Annotated in this window: 16 protein-coding genes; 5 read left to right on the forward strand and 11 right to left on the reverse strand. The window is 56.9% G+C overall.

All coding sequences use genetic code 11. The annotated features are described in order from the left end of the window. Positions 1 to 31 precede the first annotated feature (31 nt). From ABLV11_RS01295 to ABLV11_RS01305, 3 genes are all read right to left on the reverse strand, one after another. Positions 32 to 1900 carry an amidohydrolase gene (locus ABLV11_RS01295; RefSeq protein ID WP_004110974.1) on the reverse strand — a complete coding sequence of 623 codons (1869 nt, stop codon included), beginning with the start codon at positions 1898 to 1900 and terminating at the stop codon, positions 32 to 34. A gap of 24 nt (positions 1901 to 1924) precedes the next feature. Continuing rightward, positions 1925 to 2470: an antibiotic biosynthesis monooxygenase gene (locus tag ABLV11_RS01300; protein ID WP_004099408.1), complete on the reverse strand. Its 546-nt coding sequence runs from the start codon at positions 2468 to 2470 to the stop codon at positions 1925 to 1927. A gap of 184 nt (positions 2471 to 2654) precedes the next feature. Beyond that, positions 2655 to 3296, reverse strand: coding sequence for a hydrolase (locus ABLV11_RS01305; protein WP_004099407.1), 642 nt, complete (start codon positions 3294 to 3296; stop codon positions 2655 to 2657). A 291-nt stretch (positions 3297 to 3587) separates the two neighbouring features. On the opposite strand from ABLV11_RS01305, the gene ABLV11_RS01310 reads away from it, so the two are divergent. Beyond that, positions 3588 to 4490, forward strand: a complete 903-nt coding sequence (locus ABLV11_RS01310; RefSeq protein WP_004099406.1) for a LysR family transcriptional regulator — start codon at positions 3588 to 3590, stop codon at positions 4488 to 4490. Here ABLV11_RS01310 and malZ read toward each other — a convergent pair. The 5 genes from malZ to phoB all read right to left on the reverse strand — a co-directional run bounded on the left by malZ (position 4487) and on the right by phoB (position 11690). Continuing rightward, complete coding sequence (gene malZ / locus ABLV11_RS01315; RefSeq protein ID WP_224329858.1) at positions 4487 to 6304, reverse strand: maltodextrin glucosidase; 1818 nt, start codon at positions 6302 to 6304, stop codon at positions 4487 to 4489. The two genes, ABLV11_RS01310 and malZ, sit on opposite strands and share 4 nt — an antisense overlap. A 153-nt stretch (positions 6305 to 6457) precedes the next feature. After that, complete coding sequence (proY, locus tag ABLV11_RS01320) at positions 6458 to 7828, reverse strand: proline-specific permease ProY (RefSeq protein ID WP_126489689.1); 1371 nt, start codon at positions 7826 to 7828, stop codon at positions 6458 to 6460. A gap of 123 nt (positions 7829 to 7951) precedes the next feature. Beyond that, positions 7952 to 9271: a branched-chain amino acid transporter carrier protein BrnQ gene (gene brnQ / locus ABLV11_RS01325; protein WP_004099403.1), complete on the reverse strand. Its 1320-nt coding sequence runs from the start codon at positions 9269 to 9271 to the stop codon at positions 7952 to 7954. A gap of 418 nt (positions 9272 to 9689) precedes the next feature. Continuing rightward, positions 9690 to 10979 (reverse strand): phosphate regulon sensor histidine kinase PhoR, encoded by a 1290-nt coding sequence (gene phoR, locus ABLV11_RS01330; protein WP_004099402.1) that lies wholly within the window; start codon positions 10977 to 10979, stop codon positions 9690 to 9692. 21 nt (positions 10980 to 11000) lie between these two features. Continuing rightward, on the reverse strand, positions 11001 to 11690 hold the full coding sequence (gene phoB / locus ABLV11_RS01335) for a phosphate response regulator transcription factor PhoB (RefSeq protein WP_004099401.1): 690 nt from the start codon (positions 11688 to 11690) through the stop codon (positions 11001 to 11003). A gap of 304 nt (positions 11691 to 11994) precedes the next feature. Here phoB and sbcD point away from each other — a divergent pair, with 304 nt between their 5' ends. From sbcD to ABLV11_RS01350, 3 genes are all read left to right on the forward strand, one after another. After that, the gene (gene sbcD, locus ABLV11_RS01340; RefSeq protein WP_017146527.1) at positions 11995 to 13197 is read left to right on the forward strand and encodes an exonuclease subunit SbcD; all 1203 of its coding nucleotides are present in this window, start codon (positions 11995 to 11997) and stop codon (positions 13195 to 13197) included. After that, a complete protein-coding gene (gene sbcC / locus ABLV11_RS01345; protein WP_126488587.1) occupies positions 13194 to 16328 on the forward strand; it encodes an exonuclease subunit SbcC in 3135 nt (1044 codons plus the stop codon). Before sbcD ends, sbcC begins: the two co-directional genes overlap by 4 nt. Before the next feature lie 305 nt (positions 16329 to 16633). Then, positions 16634 to 16996 (forward strand): NUDIX hydrolase, encoded by a 363-nt coding sequence (locus ABLV11_RS01350; protein WP_105889782.1) that lies wholly within the window; start codon positions 16634 to 16636, stop codon positions 16994 to 16996. 48 nt (positions 16997 to 17044) lie between these two features. Here the strand turns inward: ABLV11_RS01350 and mak are convergent, their stop codons facing one another. Further along, positions 17045 to 17950, reverse strand: a complete 906-nt coding sequence (mak, locus tag ABLV11_RS01355; RefSeq protein WP_004110967.1) for a fructokinase — start codon at positions 17948 to 17950, stop codon at positions 17045 to 17047. A 90-nt stretch (positions 17951 to 18040) separates the two neighbouring features. Between mak and rdgC the strand changes: the two genes are divergently transcribed. After that, positions 18041 to 18952, forward strand: coding sequence for a recombination-associated protein RdgC (gene rdgC / locus ABLV11_RS01360; protein ID WP_004099396.1), 912 nt, complete (start codon positions 18041 to 18043; stop codon positions 18950 to 18952). Positions 18953 to 18994: 42 nt separating this feature from the next. Here the strand turns inward: rdgC and ppnP are convergent, their stop codons facing one another. Together ppnP and ABLV11_RS01370 are read right to left on the reverse strand one after the other, a co-directional pair. After that, complete coding sequence (gene ppnP / locus ABLV11_RS01365; RefSeq protein WP_004099395.1) at positions 18995 to 19279, reverse strand: pyrimidine/purine nucleoside phosphorylase; 285 nt, start codon at positions 19277 to 19279, stop codon at positions 18995 to 18997. Between the two features lie 87 nt (positions 19280 to 19366). Beyond that, positions 19367 to 20047 (reverse strand): AroM family protein, encoded by a 681-nt coding sequence (locus ABLV11_RS01370; protein WP_029496867.1) that lies wholly within the window; start codon positions 20045 to 20047, stop codon positions 19367 to 19369. Positions 20048 to 20222 lie beyond the last annotated feature (175 nt).

Consider the following 20222-nt stretch of genomic DNA (forward strand, 5'->3'; position numbering starts at 1 on the left):
CCGGACAATACCGGGGCGGGTTGAGCTGGTGCTAAAACGCAAAGCAGGAGCAGCCGAGTACGCCCCAGAACGCCTGCTCATCGGCAACCGGAATCGCCGACTGGCGCGCAATATCATGCTGATGCCCGTGTACGCCGCAGCTGCCGCAGCACTGGTGCATCTGAACTATCGCGCCGATTTTCGCGGCGGTCGGCGGCGCGGAACGGTAATGACCCGGCACCTTCACCACCGGTGACCACTCTGGCAGCACCGGAATGGGCGGCGGCGCCAGCGGCGAAAAGTGTCCGGCGGCGTACACCACCTTGCCGTCAACGACCGTCAGTACCGACTCGATCCCCTTAATTTCCTCTTCCGCGACGCTGAAATAGTCTTTCGACAGCACCACCAGATCGGCAAGCTGGCCTTGTTCAATGCGCCCTTTCTTACCCTGCTCGCTTGAGAACCACGCGCTTCCCGCCGTCCACAGCTCCAGCGCCACGTCGCGCGGCAGGCGGTTGCTGTCGTCGTACATCGCCATTCCGCCGACGGTACGTCCGGAAACCAGCCAGTAGAGCGCGGTCCACGGATTGTAGCTCGCCACGCGGGTAGCATCCGTCCCCAGCCCTACCGGAACGTCCAGCTCGAGCATTTTCGCCACCGGCGGCGTATGTTTGACCGCATCTTTACCGTAGCGGTCGACAAAATATTCGCCCTGGAAAGCCATACGGTGCTGAACCGCTATGCCGCCGCCCAGCGCTTTGACGCGTTCGATATTGCGTTCGGTGATGGTTTCCGCATGATCGAAGAACCAGTGCAGACCATTGAACGGAATTTCGCGATTTACCTTCTCGAAGACGTCGAGCATCCGGCTGATGGATTGATCGTAGGTGGCGTGCAGGCGAAACGGCCAGCGGTGCTCTACCAGGTGGCGCACCACCCGCTCCAGCTCATCTTCCATTCCCTCCGGGAGGTCCGGACGCGGCTGCAGGAAATCTTCAAAATCCGCCGCCGAGAAAACCAGCATCTCCCCGGCGCCGTTGGCGCGGTAAAAGTCGGTGCCCTGTCCCGGCTTGAGCATATCGGTCCAGCGCTCAAAATCTTCCAGCTCCTGCTTAGGTCGCTGGGTAAACAGGTTATAGGCGATCCGCACGGTCATCTGCTCTTTGGCGTGCAGCTGTTCAATAATTTCATAATCTTCCGGGTAGTTCTGGAAACCGCCTCCGGCATCGATAGCGCTGGTTAGCCCCAGACGATTCAGCTCGCGCATAAACTGGCGCGTTGAGTTGACCTGCAGTTCCAGCGGTAGCTTCGGCCCTTTGGCCAGCGTTGAGTAGAGGATCATCGCGTTGGGTTTGGCAATCAACATGCCGGTAGGATTACCGTTGCCGTCGCGAACGATCTCGCCGCCCGCCGGATCCGGCGTCTCTTTGGTGTAGCCCACCGCCTTCAGCGCCGCGCGGTTCAGCAGCGCGCGATCGTACAGGTGCAGGACAAATACCGGGGTATCCGGCGCCGCATCGTTAAGCTCCTCGAGCGTCGGCATCCGCCGTTCGGCGAACTGAAATTCGCTCCAGCCGCCGACCACCCGCACCCACTGCGGCGACGGTGTGCGATCGGCCTGATCTTTCAGCATCCGCAGCGCATCCGCCAGCGAGGGAACCCCCTCCCAGCGTAGCTCCAGGTTGTAGTTCAGACCGCCGCGGATCAGGTGCAGGTGGGAGTCGTTAAGACCGGGGATCACCGTATGACCTTTAAGATCGATAATTTGCGTCCCTTCCGCGGCAAAGCTCATGATCCGATCGTGGCTACCGGCGGCGAGGATTTTACCGTCAGCGATCGCCACCGCATCGGCCAGGGGGTTTTGACGATCGAGAGTATGAACCCGACCGTGGGTCAGGATCAGTGTGGCAGTTTGCGACATAACGTTCTCCTACAGGAGGCTGGCTCAGTTTTTCTTTAACCAGCCAGCAAACAGACGGGTCACGATGGGCATCCAGAACCAGACCACCAGCGCGACCACACAGGCATCATTGATGAGGTGCAGTAGCAGGCTTCCCTTCAGCGAGGGCAACAGCATTCCGGTTATCGACGGCACCAGGTTAGTACTGGGGAAAATCACCAGCAGGGTGATTAAAAATTGCTTCCAGCGTCGCGGCTGGCGCACGTTCGCCGCAGGCGGCGTAAACCAGAAGGCCGGTTCAGTCCGGACTTCGGTGCGATCGCCTTCGCTCAGCAGCGGTGCGATTTCCGCCACCAGTTCGCGGCGGGTTTCCGACTGGGTCCAGGCGTAAAGATGCTCAATGGTGTCGAAGCGAATGATAATGCTCCATAAATTCTGCCCGGGAGCCGGGCGAATCACGTTTGCGCCAAGATGACCGGGAAATTCAGCCGCAATCGGCATAATTTTGCCCAGCCACGCTTCATACCGTTGGCCATGCTCCGGGTCGAGCACATGACTGATAACCAGGGTCACCGATTTCTGCTGCGCCATTAAGAGTTCCTTGCTTCAGGGGAATGGCGGGATATCCCCGCCATTAGCCATAAACAACAATGCACAAAATCATTCATGCTGCGTCGAGGCGGCAAGGTTGTTCGTCCCCGGGAGCTGACATGAGTCAGTGACCGGGGCGGGCAAACGAAGCCAACAAAGAGGCAGCTTGAAGGATGAAGTGTATTTAAGCTTTACGCTCTGGCGCGCCATGCACCATCGTATAAGCGTAATCCACGCCCATGCCGTAAGCGCCGCTATGCTCGCGCACTAGATCCATCACCGCGTCATAGGTCTCTTTACGCGACCAGTCGCGCTGGTACTCAAGCAGCACCTGCTGCCAGGTCACCGGCACCGCACCGGCCTGCACCATACGGTCAATGGAGCGTTCGTGGGCATCAACCGAGGTGCCGCCGGAGGTATCGGTCACCACGTAAACTTCATAGCCCGCATCCAGCGCCATCAGTGCCGGGAACGTCAGGCAGACTTCAGTCCACAGAGCAGAAATAATCAGTTTCTTGCGTCCGGTCGCCTTTACCGCTTCAACAAAAGCCGCGTCTTCCCAGGAGTTCATCGAGGTACGTTCAATGGGTTTCACATCAGGATGGACGGCCAGCAATTCCGGCCAGATATAGCCGCTGAAGCTTTTGGTTTCGACGGAAGTATAAATTACCGGGACATTAAAAATTTTGCCTGCTTTGGCTAAAGCAACCGTATTATTTTTCAGGGTCTGGCGGTCAATATTTGCCACGCCAAAAGCCATTTGTGGCTGGTGGTCAATAAAAATAAGCGCCGAGTTAGAGGGATCAATCAGTTCACGAATAGACATAACATATCCTGTTAATCAATGAGTTAAAAAGATACTACCGTTGCCGTTGAGCTGTCTGGATCCTGACTGATAAAGCATGGTGAGTATAGTCAGTAATTTCTAACGAGTTATTAAAGATTTTTTTCTAATTTATTTCCAAAGCGAAAAGTTATGGCGATTAGATTAACCATTACAAAACGAGCAAAATTATGTTTATCAAATTTTTACGGTTAACCGTTCTAAATTATTCACTGGAATTGAACAGGGCGCTCCGGTAAAACGGGGGCACTCATTTTTACCGGAATCTGACGCATGCGCCTGAACCTTGATGTCCTGTTAATTCTCGACGCGCTGGACAAACATGGCTCTTTTGCCACCGCCGCCGAATCGCTATTTAAGACCCCAGCGGCGCTGAGCTACATGATCCAAAAGCTGGAAAACGATCTGAATATCACGCTGCTGGATCGCTCCGGCCACCGGGCTAAATTTACCGATACGGGCAGAATGATGCTGGAGAAGGGGCGATTGCTGCTGAATGCCGCTAAGGATCTGGAAAAGCAGGCGGTGCAGCTCAGCGCCGGTTGGGAGCGGGATCTGGCTATCGCGCTGGATGACTCTTTCCCGTTTAGCGCGCTGCTGCCGCTGATCGATGCTTTCTACGCCCAGCACCCGCAAACCCGGCTTAACTTTACCCACCATACCCTCGCGGGCTCGTGGGAAGAGCTCACCCACAACGGCGCGGATATTATTCTTGGGGCGATCAATGAACCGCCAACCTCCGCCGAGTGGTCGTGGAAAATGCTCGGCGCCATGGACAATATTTTCGTCATCGCGCCGGGGCACCCGCTGGCGCAAACGACCCAACCGCTGACCAACAAGCAGCTCAGCCTGCACCGCGCGGTCGTGATCAGCGACAGCGCCCGCTACTGTCATCCGCTCAACAGCAACCTGCTCGACGAACAGCCGCAAATCCGCGTGGATGATTTCGCCAGTAAAGTTGAACTCTTACGCGCCGGGCTGGGCTGCGGCTTTTTACCGCGCCATATTGCCCGGCGGTGGCTGGAAAGCGGCGAGCTGGTCGAAAAGGCCGTCATCTCGTGCCGCGAGAAAGATATTACCTATATGGCCTGGCGCAGCGGTAATGACGGACTGGCCCAGCGCTGGTGGCGCGAGGCCATTTTGCAGAGCGAGAGCCTGAGCCAGCTCTATGACTAACGGCTAAACCACACGCTGGCGGAGATCGCCGGCAGCGTTAGCAGGCTCTCGTACAGCTCACCGGCGCCCTCTTTCAACTGCCAGCCGTGAACGTCCAGCAGCGGCGAATCTTCTACCACCACCTCGCAGGCCGCGCCGCGGTTAATCGCCACCAGCACACGCTGTTGCTTATAGACTCGCACGAACACCACCACGTTCTCTTCGGCATAGATAACCTGACAGCCGCCGTAGCGTAGCGCCTGATTAGCCTTACGCAGTTTGCTCATGCGCTTGTACAGATCGAGCAGTTCGCCATCCTGCAAAGCCGGATCCCACGGGAAGGGTTTACGGCAGAACGGATCGTTATTGCCGTCCACGCCCACTTCATCGCCGTAGTAGATGCACGGTACCCCAGGCCAGCTGAACAGCCACACCACCGCCAACGGCAGACGCGCAACATCTTTACCCAACAGAGACTTAAAGCGCGCAGTGTCGTGGCTATCAAGCTGGTTGAACATCCGCAGCTGCTGCTGATGCGACAGTCCGGCACGATAGTTGTCCATCCACGCCATGCAGGTTTGCGCATCGATTTTCTGCGGGTCGTAGGAGATATCGGTATTGGCGAGAAAGCCCCATAGCGGGAAGGTAAAGCCGCGGTAGTTCATCGCCGAGTCTTCCACGTCGGCCTGTAGCCACTGGCGCGCGTCGCCGAAATGCTCCCCGAACACGAAGGCTTCCGGCCGCTCCTGCTTCGCTGCCTGGGTAATGCCGGCGATATGGCGCAGGTTATTACGCGCCCCGCCGTCTTCACCGAGCATATGCACGACATCCAGACGCCAGCCGTCCATGCTCCACGGCGCTTTCAGCCAGTGGCGCACCACGCTATCTTCTCCACCATAGATCTCATCGATCAGCGTCGCCGACCGGTAGTCGAGCTTAGGCAGACTGGCATATCCCAGCCAATCGTGGGCAATGCCCTCGGGAGAAAAATTATACCAGTCGCGCCACGGCGAATCGGCGTTGTGGCAGGCGCCGCCGCTACCGCGCTGATGGCGGTCGAACCAGGCATGCGAATCGCCGCTGTGGTTGAACACGCCGTCAAGGATCAGGCGTATCCCCTCTTTTTGCGTGTTGTGACGCAGGCGCAGCAGCGCCGCATCGCCGCCAAACTGCGGGTCAACGCGACGGTAATCCTCGGTATCGTATTTATGTACGCTGGGAGCGACAAATACCGGGTTCAGATAAAGCGCCGTGACGCCAAGCTGCTTCAGGTACGGCAGTTTTTCGCTGATCCCATCGAGATTGCCGCCGTAGAAGGTGGAGCCGCCCGCCTCGCCGGTTAGCGGCTCATCCCACGCCTTGCGCACGATATCGTGACCGGCGGCATGGTGGTAATATACGTTATCCTGCCCGGCGTCGCGTGACTGGCTGCGGGCGAAGCGGTCAGGGAAGATTTGGTAAAACACCTGATCGGCCACCCACTGCGGCCCGCTGTCCGGCATATCAACCGCAAACTGCTCCAGCCGCGCCGGCGGAAAGCGATTGAACCCCTGCGGTGTGAACCACAGCTGGCGGTCGGCCCACAGCAGCTTGAAACTGTAGCGGCGACGCGGTAGCCCGTTGACGAGGCTGATTTCCCCGCGCCACGCCACCACGCCCGGATGCGGTTCCTGCCGCAGGCGGCGCATCGGCAGCGACAGCTCCTCGTTATCTTCTTCCGCGCGTAGCGTGACCCGCGGCGGCAGATCCTCGCCGCTTAACCATAGCGTGATAATCAGTCGTTCCGGCTGCTCCTTAATAAACGGAGCAACCGGGAGGTGCCATGCCTTCAACATCATTATTCCTCTCTTTGCAGAATGGGCACACCTTGCCATAGCGTACTGGCGTATGACTCATCGTCGGCAGAATTATTGGGGGAGGATGGCGGGGGTGGAGGAACGGCTTGCCGGATAGCCCGTGCGTATCCGGCAAGAAGAGAACGAAAAGGACTAGGCTTTCGCCAGCTTACGCTCGCGGCGAGTTTTAAACTGCCAGCCAATCAGTAACAGAATAATCCACGCAAAGCCCACGTACAGCGAGATGCGCGTGTCAGGATGGTAGCCAATCAGACCGATAATAAAGACCAGGAATAGCAGGCCAATCACCGTGGTCATTACTCCACCTGGCACCTTAAACTTCAGCGCCTTCGCCTCTTCCGGCGGCAGACGGCGACGGAAGGCGATCTGCGACAGCAGGATCATAATCCACACCCAGACGGTGGCGAATGTCGCCAGGGAGGCGATCACCAGAAAGACGTTCTCCGGCATAATGTAGTTAAGGTAAACGGCGAACAGCAGCGCGATAGTCATTACCATCACGGTTACCCACGGCACCCCGCGACGGGACGTTTTGGTAAACATCTTCGGCGCGCTGCCCTGCTCCGCCATACCGTGCAGCATACGCCCCACGCCAAAGACATCGGAGTTAATCGCCGACAGCGAAGCGGTCAGCACCACAAAGTTCAGGATGCTGGCGGCAAAGGTAATACCCAGATGCTGGAAGGTCAGAACGAAAGGACTGCCGTTAGTTCCAACCTGGTTCCACGGATAGATAGACATAATCACGAACAGCGTACCGACGTAAAACACGAGGATACGCATCGGCACCGAGTTAATGGCGCGCGGAATGGATTTCTCCGGATCTTTCGCTTCACCGGCGGTGATGCCGATGATTTCAATCCCACCGTAGGCGAACATCACCATCTGCAGCGACATCACCATCCCCAGCCAGCCGTTGCTGAAGAAGCCGCCGTTGCTCCACAGGTTGTGGATACCCGTCGGCTGCCCGCCGTTGCCGATCCCCCAGATAATGATGCCGAAACCGGCGAGGATCATGATGATAATAGTGGCGACTTTGAAGAAGGAGAACCAAAACTCCAGCTCGCCGAAGACCTTGACGCTCATCAGGTTGACGGCGCAGATAATCAGCACCACGCTGAGTACCCAGATCCAGTGCGGCACCGCCGGGAACCAGACCCCCATATAGATGCCGAAGGCTGTGACGTCGGCTATGGCGACAATCAGGATTTCAAAACAGTAGGTCCAGCCGGTGATATAGCCCGCCAGCGGGCCAAGGTAATCCTGGGCATAGCGCGAGAACGAACTGGCGGCCGGGTTGTGTACCGACATTTCGCCCAGCGCGCGCATAATAATGTAGGCCGCGACGCCGCCGATAATATAAGCCAACAGAACGCTCGGCCCCGCCATTTTAATCGCGTCAGCCGAACCATAGAAAAGGCCGGTACCGATTGCCGACCCCAGCGCCATAAAACGAATATGCCGGGTACTTAGCCCGCGCTTAAGCTTGTTACTACTTTCCATCATGTTCCATGCCGTTTTTCTCCTCTGGCCTTCGCGGGGGCAAAGCACCGGGGAGGATGACCAAAAAAACAAAAAACCACGGGACCTGAAGTCCCGTGGTTAAACACCTGTGTAAAGCGTCGGTTAGTGCGCGCTGGAGGCCACCTGACGCCCTGCTGCGCGATCCCAGATAACGGCCAGAATCACCATCACGGCGGTTGGCATCAGCCACGCCAGCCCTTGCTCCGCCAGCGGCAGGCGCGCGGTCCAGGATGGCAAAATCTCTGCAAACGCCGACGCTTTAATGCCGTCAATGATACCAAACATCAGGCTGATAAACATTGCCGGGGCAATAACGCGGGACGAATTATGCCACCAACTACGGGTAAAGCTTAATACCACGAGTGCGATACACGGCGGATAGATAGCCGTCAGCACCGGAATCGAAATCTGAATCAGGTGGCTCAGGCCAAGGTTGGAAACCGCCATCGAAAACAGGCCAAGGATAAAGACCAGCGTACGATAGGAGAACGGCAGATACTGGGCAAAAAACTCCGCACAGGCGCAGGTCAGGCCTACCGCCGTCACCAGGCAAGCGATGAAGATCAGCGCTGCCAGCAGGAAGCTCCCCGCGCCGCCGAAGGTGTGCTGGACATAAGCGTGCAGAATCGCCGCGCCGTTAGCGGACTGCTCCACCAGCGTGCCGCTATCGGAACCTAAACGGAACAACGCCAGATACAGCAGCGTCAGGCCCACGCCGGCCATCAGGCCAGCCCAGACAGTGTAACGGGTCAGCAGGCGGGCTTCAGTCACGCCGCGAGAACGCGCCGCGTTGACAATCACGATCCCAAAGACCATCGCCCCAAGGGTGTCCATGGTCAGATAGCCGTTGACGAAGCCGTTGGAGAATGGCGCGGTACGGTAGGCTTCCATCGCGTGGCTCAGCGGACCGGCTGGCCAGACGATCGCCGCAACGGCGAGAATAATCAGAGCGATGATTTTCAACGGCGCGAGGAAATTCCCGACGGTGTCCAGCAGCTTGCCCGGATAGAGCGAAACGAGGATCACCAGGGCAAAATAGATAACGCTGTAAATCAGCAGCGGCAGCGGGCCGTCGCCGGTCAGCGGAGCAATCCCCACTTCAAAAGAGACGGTGGCGGTACGCGGAGTCGCAAACAGCGGCCCAACGGCAAGGTAGCAGACCACCGCCAGCAGGATACCGGCAACTTTACCAATCGGCGTGCTCAGGCTCTCTACGCCGCCGCCGACTTTCGCCAGCGCCACAACCGTTAGCACCGGCAGACCCACGGCGGTAATCAGAAAGCCAATAGCCGCGGTCCAGACGTGTTCGCCGGCCTGTAAGCCAACCATCGGAGGAAAGATAATATTGCCTGCGCCGACGAACAGCGCGAAGGTCATAAAGCCCAACGCAATGATGTCGCGAGATTTTAACTGATGGGTCATAAATTCATTACAGCCTGTGGATGTGGTGTTGTAAAAACGGATAAATACCGCGCCTTTCCCCTGGGGATGATACAGCGGCCATTGTCAGTAAACTCAGCGGGATATGCTCCCAAAGCGGCGTGGAAAAGAATTGTTTTTTGAATTACCACGCAAAAACAGTCTGTCTGCGACCGTAGGGGGGCAATTTAAACGCTTATAACGTTTTAAAGCAAGGAGGGATCGCAAAAGCAGATGATTATGCTGACTCTATTTTAATGCGTAGAATTATTTACCTGATGGATGGAAAACATCTGGCTTATCATGCGAACAAAAAAGCAGCTAACGTTCGTTAATTACTCAACTTCGATTTTACTGCAAACGAAAATGACCAGCCGAAGCTGGTCATTGGCAAGTTATGCTGACACCCACATGCAGGCGTTCAATTTTTGGCAATTAAACGTTCCGGTAACAGGAAGCTAAAGCGGGTGCCTTTACCCAGCGTACTCTCAATTTCGAGGCGGCTATCGTGATGGCTGACCGCATGTTTGACAATCGCCAGCCCCAGACCGCTGCCGCCGGTCTGTCTCGAGCGCGCTTTATCCACCCGATAGAAACGCTCGGTCAGGCGCGGTATATGTTCCGGCGCGATGCCCGGCCCGTTATCTTCGACGCTGAACATTGCCCCGTGCGGCGCTCGCTGCCAGCTTACGGTAATATCCGTTCCCGGCGGCGTATGATTGACCGCGTTATACACCAGGTTGGAAATCGCACTGCGCAGCTGTTCTTCATTACCCAGCACTTTCAGCGATTCATCAACCGAAAAATGCAGCGCATGTTTCTGCTGGCTTAGCGTTTGCGCTTCGCGCTCAACGACCCGCAGCATCATCGGCACATCGATTTTATCGTTCATCGCCAGGACCGGCGCGGCTTCGATTCGCGACAGCGTCAGCAATTGTTTCACCAGGCCTTCCATTCGCTGAGTTTGCTCGCGCATGGTGTGCAACGCTTTTTCGCGCGTCCCCCCTTCCAGCACCTGCTCCTGCATCATCTCCAGATACCCCTGCAGCACCGTCAGCGGCGTACGCAGCTCATGGCTGACGTTAGCGAAAAAGTTTCTCCGCGCCCCTTCCAGCTGGTGCATCTGCGTAACATCGCGCGCAACCATCAGCAGCTGTTTATCGCTGTAGGGCATCACGCGAATCTCCAGATGGCGACCGTTATTCAGTACCAGGTTGAGCGGTTTAGAAAAATCCCTGTATTTCAGGTAATTGGCAAATTCAGGATAGCGCAAGAGGTTAAGGATGTTCTGCCCGTTATCGTCAGGCCAGCGCAGATTCAGGATCTGCTGCGCCAGGCCGTTACACCAGAACATCGCGCCTTCTTCGGTGGTCAGCACTACCGCATCCGGCAGAGACTCCGCCCCGCTGCGAAAGCGCTTAATCAGGTTGCCCAGCTCACGGCGACGCTTTTTATTACGCATCTGCATTTGATGCAGTCCGTACAGCAGCGGCTCCCAGCTGCCGCTACCCGGCGGAGGCGTCATGCTGCGGTCAACCCACAGCCACCATGACAGGCGCATCAGATTCCAGAAATGCCAGATAAGAAGACCGGTCACTGCCGCCAATAAAAACCACGGCAGATGACCTAAAAACGCCCCGAGGATCAGGGCCGGGATACAACACAAGAAAAGCTCAAGCGCCAGCCTTTTCCATGACAGCCGTTCCAGCACGGTTCACACTCCTGTCAACATTCAGAATCGGGCGGAGAAACGATATCCCGTACCGCGAACCGTTTGTACCATCCGGTCATGGCCGCTATGTTCCAGCGCTTTGCGCAGACGGCGAATATGCACGTCTACCGTTCTGTCTTCGACATAAACGTTGGTTCCCCAGACGTGATTCAGCAGCTGTTCGCGGCTATAAACCCGTTCCGGGTGGGTCATAAAGAAGTGTAATAGTTTAAACTCCGTCGGCCCCATATCCAGCGGATTTTCACCGGTCATGACCCGATGCGAAGAGGGGTCGAGGCTCAGCCCCTGCATTTCAATCACCTCTTCCACCGCCATCGGCGAAATGCGCCGCATCACGGCTTTAATTCGCGCCACCAGCTCTTTCGGGGAAAACGGCTTAGTGATGTAGTCATCGGCGCCGGTCTCCAGACCGCGGACGCGATCTTCCTCTTCGCCGCGGGCGGTGAGCATCACCACGGGAATATCGCGGGTCATCGCTTCACGCTTGAGCTGTTTAATAAACTGCAGACCCGACCCACCCGGCAGCATCCAGTCGAGGAGGATCAAATCCGGCCAGGGTTCATTGAGCTGATTAACCGCGCTGTCAAAATCTTCCGCCTCGACAGGCTGAAAGCCGTTTTGCTCCAGAACAAAGCAAACCATCTCGCGGATTGGAGCTTCATCTTCAACGACCAGAATTCTTCTCGCCATTATTTACCCTGTATTTTTTAGCCATCAGTATAGAAGTGCGCGGCCATTATGCGTCAGATTTATGACAGATTTATGAAAAAAATGACCGCCGGATGAACGCGGATTTCGAATTGTGACACGGACTTATCGCGCCTGAGAGCAGTCTTATCCCCGTAATAATTCGGCTTGCTTAAAGGCAGCAAGGGCGTAAGTCCCAAAAAAGAGATAACGATGCGACTGGGTGGGCGCGGGTAGCCAACGCATAAGCAACTTGAAGGATGACGGGTATATAATGCCGCTTTCGCTTTTACGCTATGGAACAACTATGCGCATCCTTCATACCTCTGACTGGCATCTTGGGCAAAATTTTTACAGTAAAAGTCGCGCCGCCGAACATCAGGCGTTTCTCGACTGGCTGCTGGCCAGCGCGCAGGAACATGACGTCGATGCCATTATTGTCGCGGGCGATATTTTTGATACCGGCTCCCCGCCGAGCTACGCGCGCGAGCTGTATAACCGGTTTGTCGTTCAGCTGCAGCAAACCGGCTGTCGGCTGGTGGTGCTGGCGGGCAACCATGATTCGGTCGCCACCCTCAACGAGTCGCGAGACATTCTTGCGTTCCTGAAAACCACGGTCGTGGCCAATGCCGGCCACGCCCCCTTTATTCTGCCGCTGCGCGACGGTTCGCCGGGGGCGATTTTTTGCCCGGTGCCGTTCCTGCGCCCGCGTGAACTGGTAACCAGCCAGGCCGGGCACTCCAGCGGCGAAAAGCAGCAGCAGCTCCTGAGCGCCATCAGCGACTATTACCAGCAGCAGTACCAGCAGGCCTGCGAACTGCGCGGCGACCGGGCGCTACCGATTATCGCCAGCGGCCATTTAACCACCGTCGGCGCCAGCAAAAGCGACGCGGTGCGCGAAATCTATATCGGTACGCTGGACGCCTTTCCGGCGAGCCGTTTTCCGCCTGCCGACTATATTGCGCTCGGCCATATTCACCGTGCGCAGGTGGTGGGCGGCTGCGAGCATATCCGCTACAGCGGCTCCCCCATCCCGCTGAGCTTTGATGAAACAGGGAAAAATAAAAGCGTCAATCTGGTCACTTTTACCCACGGGCGTCTGGCGGATGTCACGCCGCTTATCGTTCCCGTCACCCAGCCGCTGGCGGTGCTAAAGGGCGATTTCGCCAGCATTAGCGAGCAGCTAAACCAATGGCAGGATAGCGCCCTGCAGCCCGCAGTGTGGCTGGATATCGAAATCACCAGCGACGAATATATGCATGATATCCAGCGTAAAATTCAGGCGCAGACCGAAACGCTGCCGGTGGAAGTCCTGCTGGTGCGCCGCAGTCGCGCCCAGCGCAACCGCATTCTGGCCGGCGCTCAGCGAGAGACCCTCAGCGAACTGCAGGTGGAGGATGTCTTTGCCCGCCGTCTGGCGCTGGAAACGCTGGAAGCCGCGCAGCAGCAGCGCCTGGAACAGCTTTTTAATGAAACGCTGCATAGCCTGAACGGTGAGGATCGCCTGTGAAAATACTCAGCTTACGCCTGAAAAACCTCAATTCACTGAAAGGTGAATGGAAAATTGATTTCACCGCTGAGCCGTTCGCCAGCAACGGTCTGTTCGCGATTACCGGGCCGACCGGCGCCGGAAAAACCACGCTGCTGGATGCTATCTGCCTCGCGCTCTATCACGAAACCCCGCGCCTGAGCAGCGTGTCGCAATCACAAAACGATCTGATGACTCGCGACACCGCCGAATGTCTGGCGGAAGTGGAGTTCGAAGTCAAAGGCATCGCCTATCGCGCCTTCTGGAGTCAGAACCGGGCGCGAAACCAGCCGGACGGCAACCTGCAGGTGCCGCGCGTCGAGCTGGCGCGCTGCGAGGATGGCAAAATCCTCGCCGATAAGATCAAAGACAAGCTGGAAATGACCGCCTCGCTCACCGGCCTGGACTATGGCCGCTTCACCCGCTCGATGCTGCTATCGCAGGGGCAGTTCGCCGCCTTCCTGAATGCTAAACCGAAAGAGCGCGCCGAGCTGCTGGAAGAGCTGACCGGTACCGAAATTTACGGCCAGATTTCCGCGCAGGTCTTTGAAAAGCATAAGCAGGCCCGCGTCGAGCTGGAGAAAATCCAGGCTCAGGCTTCCGGCGTCCTGCTGCTAAGCGACGACCAGCAGCAGGCGCTACAGCAAAGTTTGCAAGCGCTTACTGATGAAGAAAAACAGAAGGTTAGCGAACAAAGCCGTCTGCAAAATGCCCGTCAGTGGCTGGTACGCCGCGCAGAGCTGACAGCAGAAGATCTGCAGGCGCAGAGCGCGCTACGCGAAGCCCAATCTGCGCTGGAGCAGGCGCAGCCGCAGCTGACCGTGCTGCTGAATGCCCAGCCTGCAGAGCACTTACGTCCACAGTGGACGCGTCAGCAGGAACAAACCACCGCGCTGGCGCAAACCCGTCGCCTGAGAGAAGAAGTAAATACTCGCTTACATGAAAGGCTGCGGCGGCGAGCGGGGATTCGCCTCGCTGCCCGCCAGCAGTCTGAACGCCTGCAGAGCCACCAGCAAACGCTCTCCGCATGGCTAAAAGAGCATGACCGTTTTCAGCGGTTGGGCAATGCGCTGGCGGGCTGGCGGGCGGCTTTCCAGCAGCAGACTCGCGATACCCAGCAGCAAGCCGCCCTGCAGCAACGTCTGGCGGAAACCCGTCGCAGACTGGCAGACCTGCCGCCCGCCGGGCTCACGCTGGACGCCGAACAGGTCAGCGCCGGGCTGGCGCAGCACGCCGCTGCTCGCGCCCTGCGCCAGCAGCTCTCAGCGCTACATAGTCAACTTCAGCCTCTGGGCCAGCGCCTGATGCAGCTCAACGCCGCCGGGCAGGCCACAAAGCAGGAGCAGGAAAAACTGGAAGCGATGCTGACTCAGCGCCGTCAGGCTTATAAAGAGAAGAATCAGCAGCTGAGCGATGTGAAAGCCCTGTGCGAAATGGAAGCGCGCATTGCCGGTCTTGAGGCCGAGCGTGCTCGCCTGCAGCCCGGTACCCCTTGTCCGCTCTGCGGTTCCGCGCAGCATCCGGCCGTCGCCGAATATCAGGCGCTGGTTCCCGGCGTTAATCAGGCGCGGCGCGATGCGCTGGAGCGCGAAGTTAAACAGCTGGCGGAGGCTGGCGCCCTGGTGCGCGGCGAGCTGGACGCCCTGATTAAGCATCAGCAAAAAGAGGCGGCTGAGAAAGCATCGCTTCTGCAGCAGGAGCAAGCGCTTACATCACGCTGGCAGGAGACGATCGGCGGATTAAATATCGACCTGACGCCAAAGGATGATATTCCGGGCTGGATAAATGCGCAGCAGGAGCATGAACAGCGGCTCTATCAGCATCAGCAGCGTCTGGCCTGGCAGGCTCAGCAGCTGGAGTGCCAGCAGCAGCTTCAGCAGCTACAGCAGGAACAAGAGCAGCGCAGCGCCGCGCTGGCGGCCGAACTGAGCGCCTTTAGCCTGAGCCTACCGGCTGCAGAGCAGACCGCGAGCTGGCTGGCGCAGCGGGAAGAAGAGACCCGCAACTGGCAGGCCAAACAGAATGAACTGCTCGCCCTGCAGGAACAGCTCCAGCAGCTGACCCCGCTTCTGGAGACCTTACCAGAAACGGACTTAGCAGCAGAACCCGCACCGCTCGACGGCTGGCGTCAGGTACACGATGACTGCCTCGCGCTCCAGAGCCAGTGGCAAACTCTGGGGCAGCAGGAGAGCCAGCAGCAGGCTCAGCTGAAAGAGAGCGAAGCGCAGTTCAGCGCAGCGCTGGCCGCCAGCCCCTTCGCGGACCGGCAGGCATTTCTCGACGCGCTGCTTGATGAGGAAACGCGCCAGCGTCTCGAAAACCTGAAACAGACGCTGGAGAGCAGGCTACAGCAGAATCAGGCGCTGGCGCTGCGGGCTCGCGAAGCGCTCGATAACCACAGCCGGCAGCCGCCGGCGGAAATGGACTTCAGCCAGTCTCTTGAGCAGGTGCAGGAACAGCTTCAGCAGCTAACGACGCTGCTGCGGGAAAACAGCGCCCGTCAGGGAGAGATTCGCCAGCAGCTGAAACAGAATGCAGAAAACCAGCAGCGTCAGCACGCTTTACGCCAGCAGATGGAGCGCACTGCGCAGGAAGTGGAAGACTGGGGATGGCTGAACTCGCTTATCGGCTCCAGGGAGGGCGATAAATTCCGTAAATTTGCCCAGGGCCTGACGCTGGATAATCTGGTGTGGCTGGCCAACCACCAGCTTAATCGCCTGCACGGTCGCTATCTGCTGCAACGTAAAGCCAGCGATGCCCTGGAGCTTGAAGTGGTCGACACCTGGCAAGCGGACGCGGTGCGCGACACCCGGACCCTCTCCGGCGGCGAGAGTTTCCTCGTAAGCCTCGCGCTGGCGCTGGCGCTCTCCGACCTGGTGAGCCATAAGACGCGGATAGACTCGTTGTTTCTTGATGAGGGCTTCGGCACGCTGGATAGCGAAACCCTCGATACCGCGCTGGATGCGCTGGACGCGCTCAACGCCAGCGGCAAGATTATCGGCGTCATCAGCCACGTCGAGGCGATGAAAGAGCGCATTCCGGTGCAAATTAAAGTTAAAAAGATCAACGGGCTGGGCTATAGCCGCCTGGATAAAACCTTCGCCGTCGAGTAACTTTCTTCATCCTTTTCATCCCTGATGACCTCCTCCCGACAGGGGGTCATCAATCTCCTCTCAGCTCTCAAATCACGACTTATCTTGATTATGCACGAATTCGCATGATACGTTAACATTACTTTCTAATTCGGTAATTAACAGGCAGCTTCATACGCGTAAATGTCAATTCATTCTCATGAAACGCTCAATTCGTGCAAATTCGTGCATTTAGCTTTCGCACTGGCAAAGCATGTTACGGGAAAGGATGGCCGCAACTGCATTGCCCTACATTCTCCTGCAACGCATCAAGAAGGTCCTGAAAAATGAAAAAGTTACTTATTTTGATCGCCGGCCCGGTACGCAGCGGTACCCAGAATCGTCCGGAATTAATCGAAGCGAACCTGAACAACATGGCCCAGGTTGCGCTAAGCGTGTACAAAAAAGGTCATATTCCGGTCGTCGGCGAATGGCTGGCTTTGCCCATAGCCAAAGCCGCGGGTTCCACGCAAATTGGCGATGAGATTAGCGAAGCGTATCTCTACCCCGTCGCCCACCGGTTAATTAGCCGCTGTGACGCTATTTTACGCCTGCCGGGCGAATCTCGCGGCGCGGATCTGGATATTGAGGAGGGCAAAAAAATGGGGCTGTCGATTTACTACAGCCTGGAAGAGATCCCGGACCGATAATCCGCAGGGTACCCGCTGAACCGTTCAGGCCGCGCAGCGGGTTGAAGATTACAGCGGCCACAGCCAGGCTGCGCCGCGCACGCCGCTGGAGTCCCCGTGCACCGCCCGGCGAATCGGCGTCTCGCATTCACCGCCGAATACCCATGGTTTTAGCAGATTCGGCACCGTTTGATAGAGACGATCAACGTTGCTCATTCCTCCGCCAAGCACAATGACGTCCGGATCGAGAATGTTGACCACGTGAGCCAACGACTTCGCCAGCCGCATCTCATAGCGGCTCAGCGCCAGTTCCGCTACCGGGTCCCGCTCGCCGACGCGCTGCATAATCTCGCTGCCCTGTAGCCGCTGACCGCTCAGGCGCTGGTAATCGGTCGCAAAGCCGGTGCCGGAGATAAAGGTTTCGATACAGCCCTGTTTACCGCAGTAGCACGGTACTTCAGCGCGATAGCGCAGTTCATCCTCATCCATCCACGGCAGCGGATTGTGTCCCCACTCGCCCGCCGTGCCGTTGCCGCCAATATGGGCGCGTCCGTTAAGCGCCACACCTGAACCGCAGCCGGTGCCAATGATGACTGCAAATACCGTTTGCGCCCCGGCCGCCGCGCCGTCGACCGCTTCCGACACCGCGAGGCAGTTGGCATCGTTGGCCAGACGCACTTCACGTTGCAGACGCTGGCAAAGGTCTTTATCAAACGGCTGGCCGTTGAGCCACGTTGAGTTGGCATTTTTAACTACGCCGGTATAAGGCGAAATCGAACCGGGGATGCCGACGCCGACCGTGCCGCTCTGCCCGGTAGCCTGCTCGGCCATCTCGACCAGCGAGGCTATCGTCTCTATCGTCTGGCGATAATCCCCCCCTGGCGTAGGCAGGCGGTGGCGAAATAGCTGCTCTCCCTGGTCGCTCAGCGCGATGACTTCCGTTTTGGTCCCGCCTAAATCAATCCCAATGCGCACTGTGAATTCCTCTCCCGATTAACAATGCAAGCATAGCGACAATTCGCTATCATGCCCGCTGGATTTAACGACAAAGCCGTGGAAATTATCATGCTGTGGTTCAAAAATTTAATGGTTTATCGTCTCAGCCGCGACATTTCCCTGCGCGCCGAGGAGATGGAAAAACAGCTGGCCGAGCTGACATTTACCCCATGCGGCAGCCAGGATATGGCCAAAACCGGTTGGGTTCCGCCGATGGGCTCGCACAGTGATGCGCTGACCCATACGGCAAATGGCCAGATAGTTATCTGCGCGCGTAAAGAAGAGAAGATCCTGCCGTCTCCGGTGATCAAACAGGCGCTGGAAGCAAAGATCTTCAAGCTGGAAGCCGAACAGGGCCGTAAGCTGAAAAAAACGGAAAAAGATTCGCTGAAGGATGAAGTGCTTCATTCCCTGCTGCCGCGCGCCTTTAGCCGCTTCAGCCAGACCATGATGTGGATCGATACCGTCAACGGGTTGATCATGGTGGACTGCGCCAGCGCCAAAAAAGCGGAAGATACGCTGGCGCTGCTGCGTAAAACCCTGGGCTCGCTGCCGGTTGTTCCGCTGGCGCTGGAAACCCCGATCGAACTGACGCTGACCGAGTGGGTGCGTTCCGGTACCGTGGCTCAGGGCTTCCAGCTGCTGGATGAAGCCGAGCTGAAAGCGATGCTGGAAGATGGCGGCGTGATCCGCGCGAAAAAACAGGATCTGGTCAGCGACGAGATCGCCGTGCACATTGAAGCCGGTAAGGTCGTCACCAAGCTGGCGCTCGACTGGCAGCAGCGCATTCAGTTCTTAATGTGCGATGATGGTTCGATTAAACGTCTGAAGTTCTGCGACGAGCTGCGGGACCAGAATGAAGATATCGACCGGGAAGATTTCGCTCAGCGCTTTGACGCGGACTTTATTCTGATGACCGGCGAACTGGCCGCGCTAATTCAGAATCTGGTAGAAGGGTTAGGCGGCGAAGCGCAGCGCTAATCGGGTAAATTCCTTCCTGCCTGCGCAGGAAGGAAACGAACGTTACAGATAGCGGCACAGATAAGAGGTCGGCTCAGCCACCTGCAAATTAAACTCGCTATTCCCCGGAACGTTGAATACTTCCCCGGCAGCATAGACTTTCCACTCGGTTTCACCCGGCAGAAGAACGTTCAGCGCGCCGCTGACTACGGTCATCTCTTCCGGCTGCGCGGTCCCGAAGGTGTATTCCCCTTCCGCCATAACGCCCACGCTCGCACGACCGGTGCTGCTGCTGGTGAAGCCAATGGATTTTACTTTTCCGTCAAAGTATTCATTGCTTTGAAGCATAAACTCGCCCTTATGATCTTGTGTTGAAGGCACAATATAGGGGGCGCTCCTTGCCCCTGTCACGTAAAATTAACGTGTTACAACAGGTTAAACTAATAGTTCTGCCGCCAGCCGTGAAATCAGTATATTTGACAATAAAACCGGAATATCCAGCGCTTTTTGTAATATATCGCGATGCTGCTGGTGGTAACAAAGACAATCCAGCATTAATACGTCAGCGCCTTGTTCAATCAACTCCCTGCCCGCGGCCAGCAGCTGTTCTTTACTACCGTTAACCGGACTGCAGATAGCATAAAAAGGAGTATGCGTTAACACCTGCCATTTATCCCGCTGCAGCGGCAGCATCTCTTCCACCGGAACAATTACTCCCACCTGATGGCCGTCAACAATCGACGCGACCAGCGGCGGAATGATCCTTTGCGGCTCGAGCAGGATTGCATTATTTGCTTTAAATCCGCTAAAAGGATGGGTACTCATCAGTAAAATAAGGTCGTAATTTTGTTTATCGAGCATCGCAATGACGCTATGTAAATCACGTTCAACTTTCTGCCGCGAGACTTGCGCGATTTGATTATCATTGAGCAAGGTTAACAGCGCTTCATCGCCGGGTTCCACGCAGTAATCGCGCATAACCTCTTCGCGCGCCATTTTGCCTAACAGGCTAATGTGATTGATCTGATCTTCCCTGATATGTTCAGTTAAAAGCGGCAACATCTCCGCCACCGGTACCACCCCAATGGTCAAAATTGCCATCGATGCACTACTCATATCATTTACCTTTGTCACAACCGCTGTTTCAAAACAGGCTTCTATTTACGACTTCTGCCCCCTGGTGACCAAAATCAACCGTCGTGAAGCGTAGCAGGTTACGGCTAATATGGAATGTAAAGATTCCAGAAGCGCTTAAAACGCTCCTGAAAATCCGTATCTTAGTTAATCATTA

The sequence above is a fragment of the Klebsiella sp. GW_Kp181 genome, assembly GCF_040062315.1.
Classification (GTDB): domain Bacteria; phylum Pseudomonadota; class Gammaproteobacteria; order Enterobacterales; family Enterobacteriaceae; genus Klebsiella; species Klebsiella oxytoca.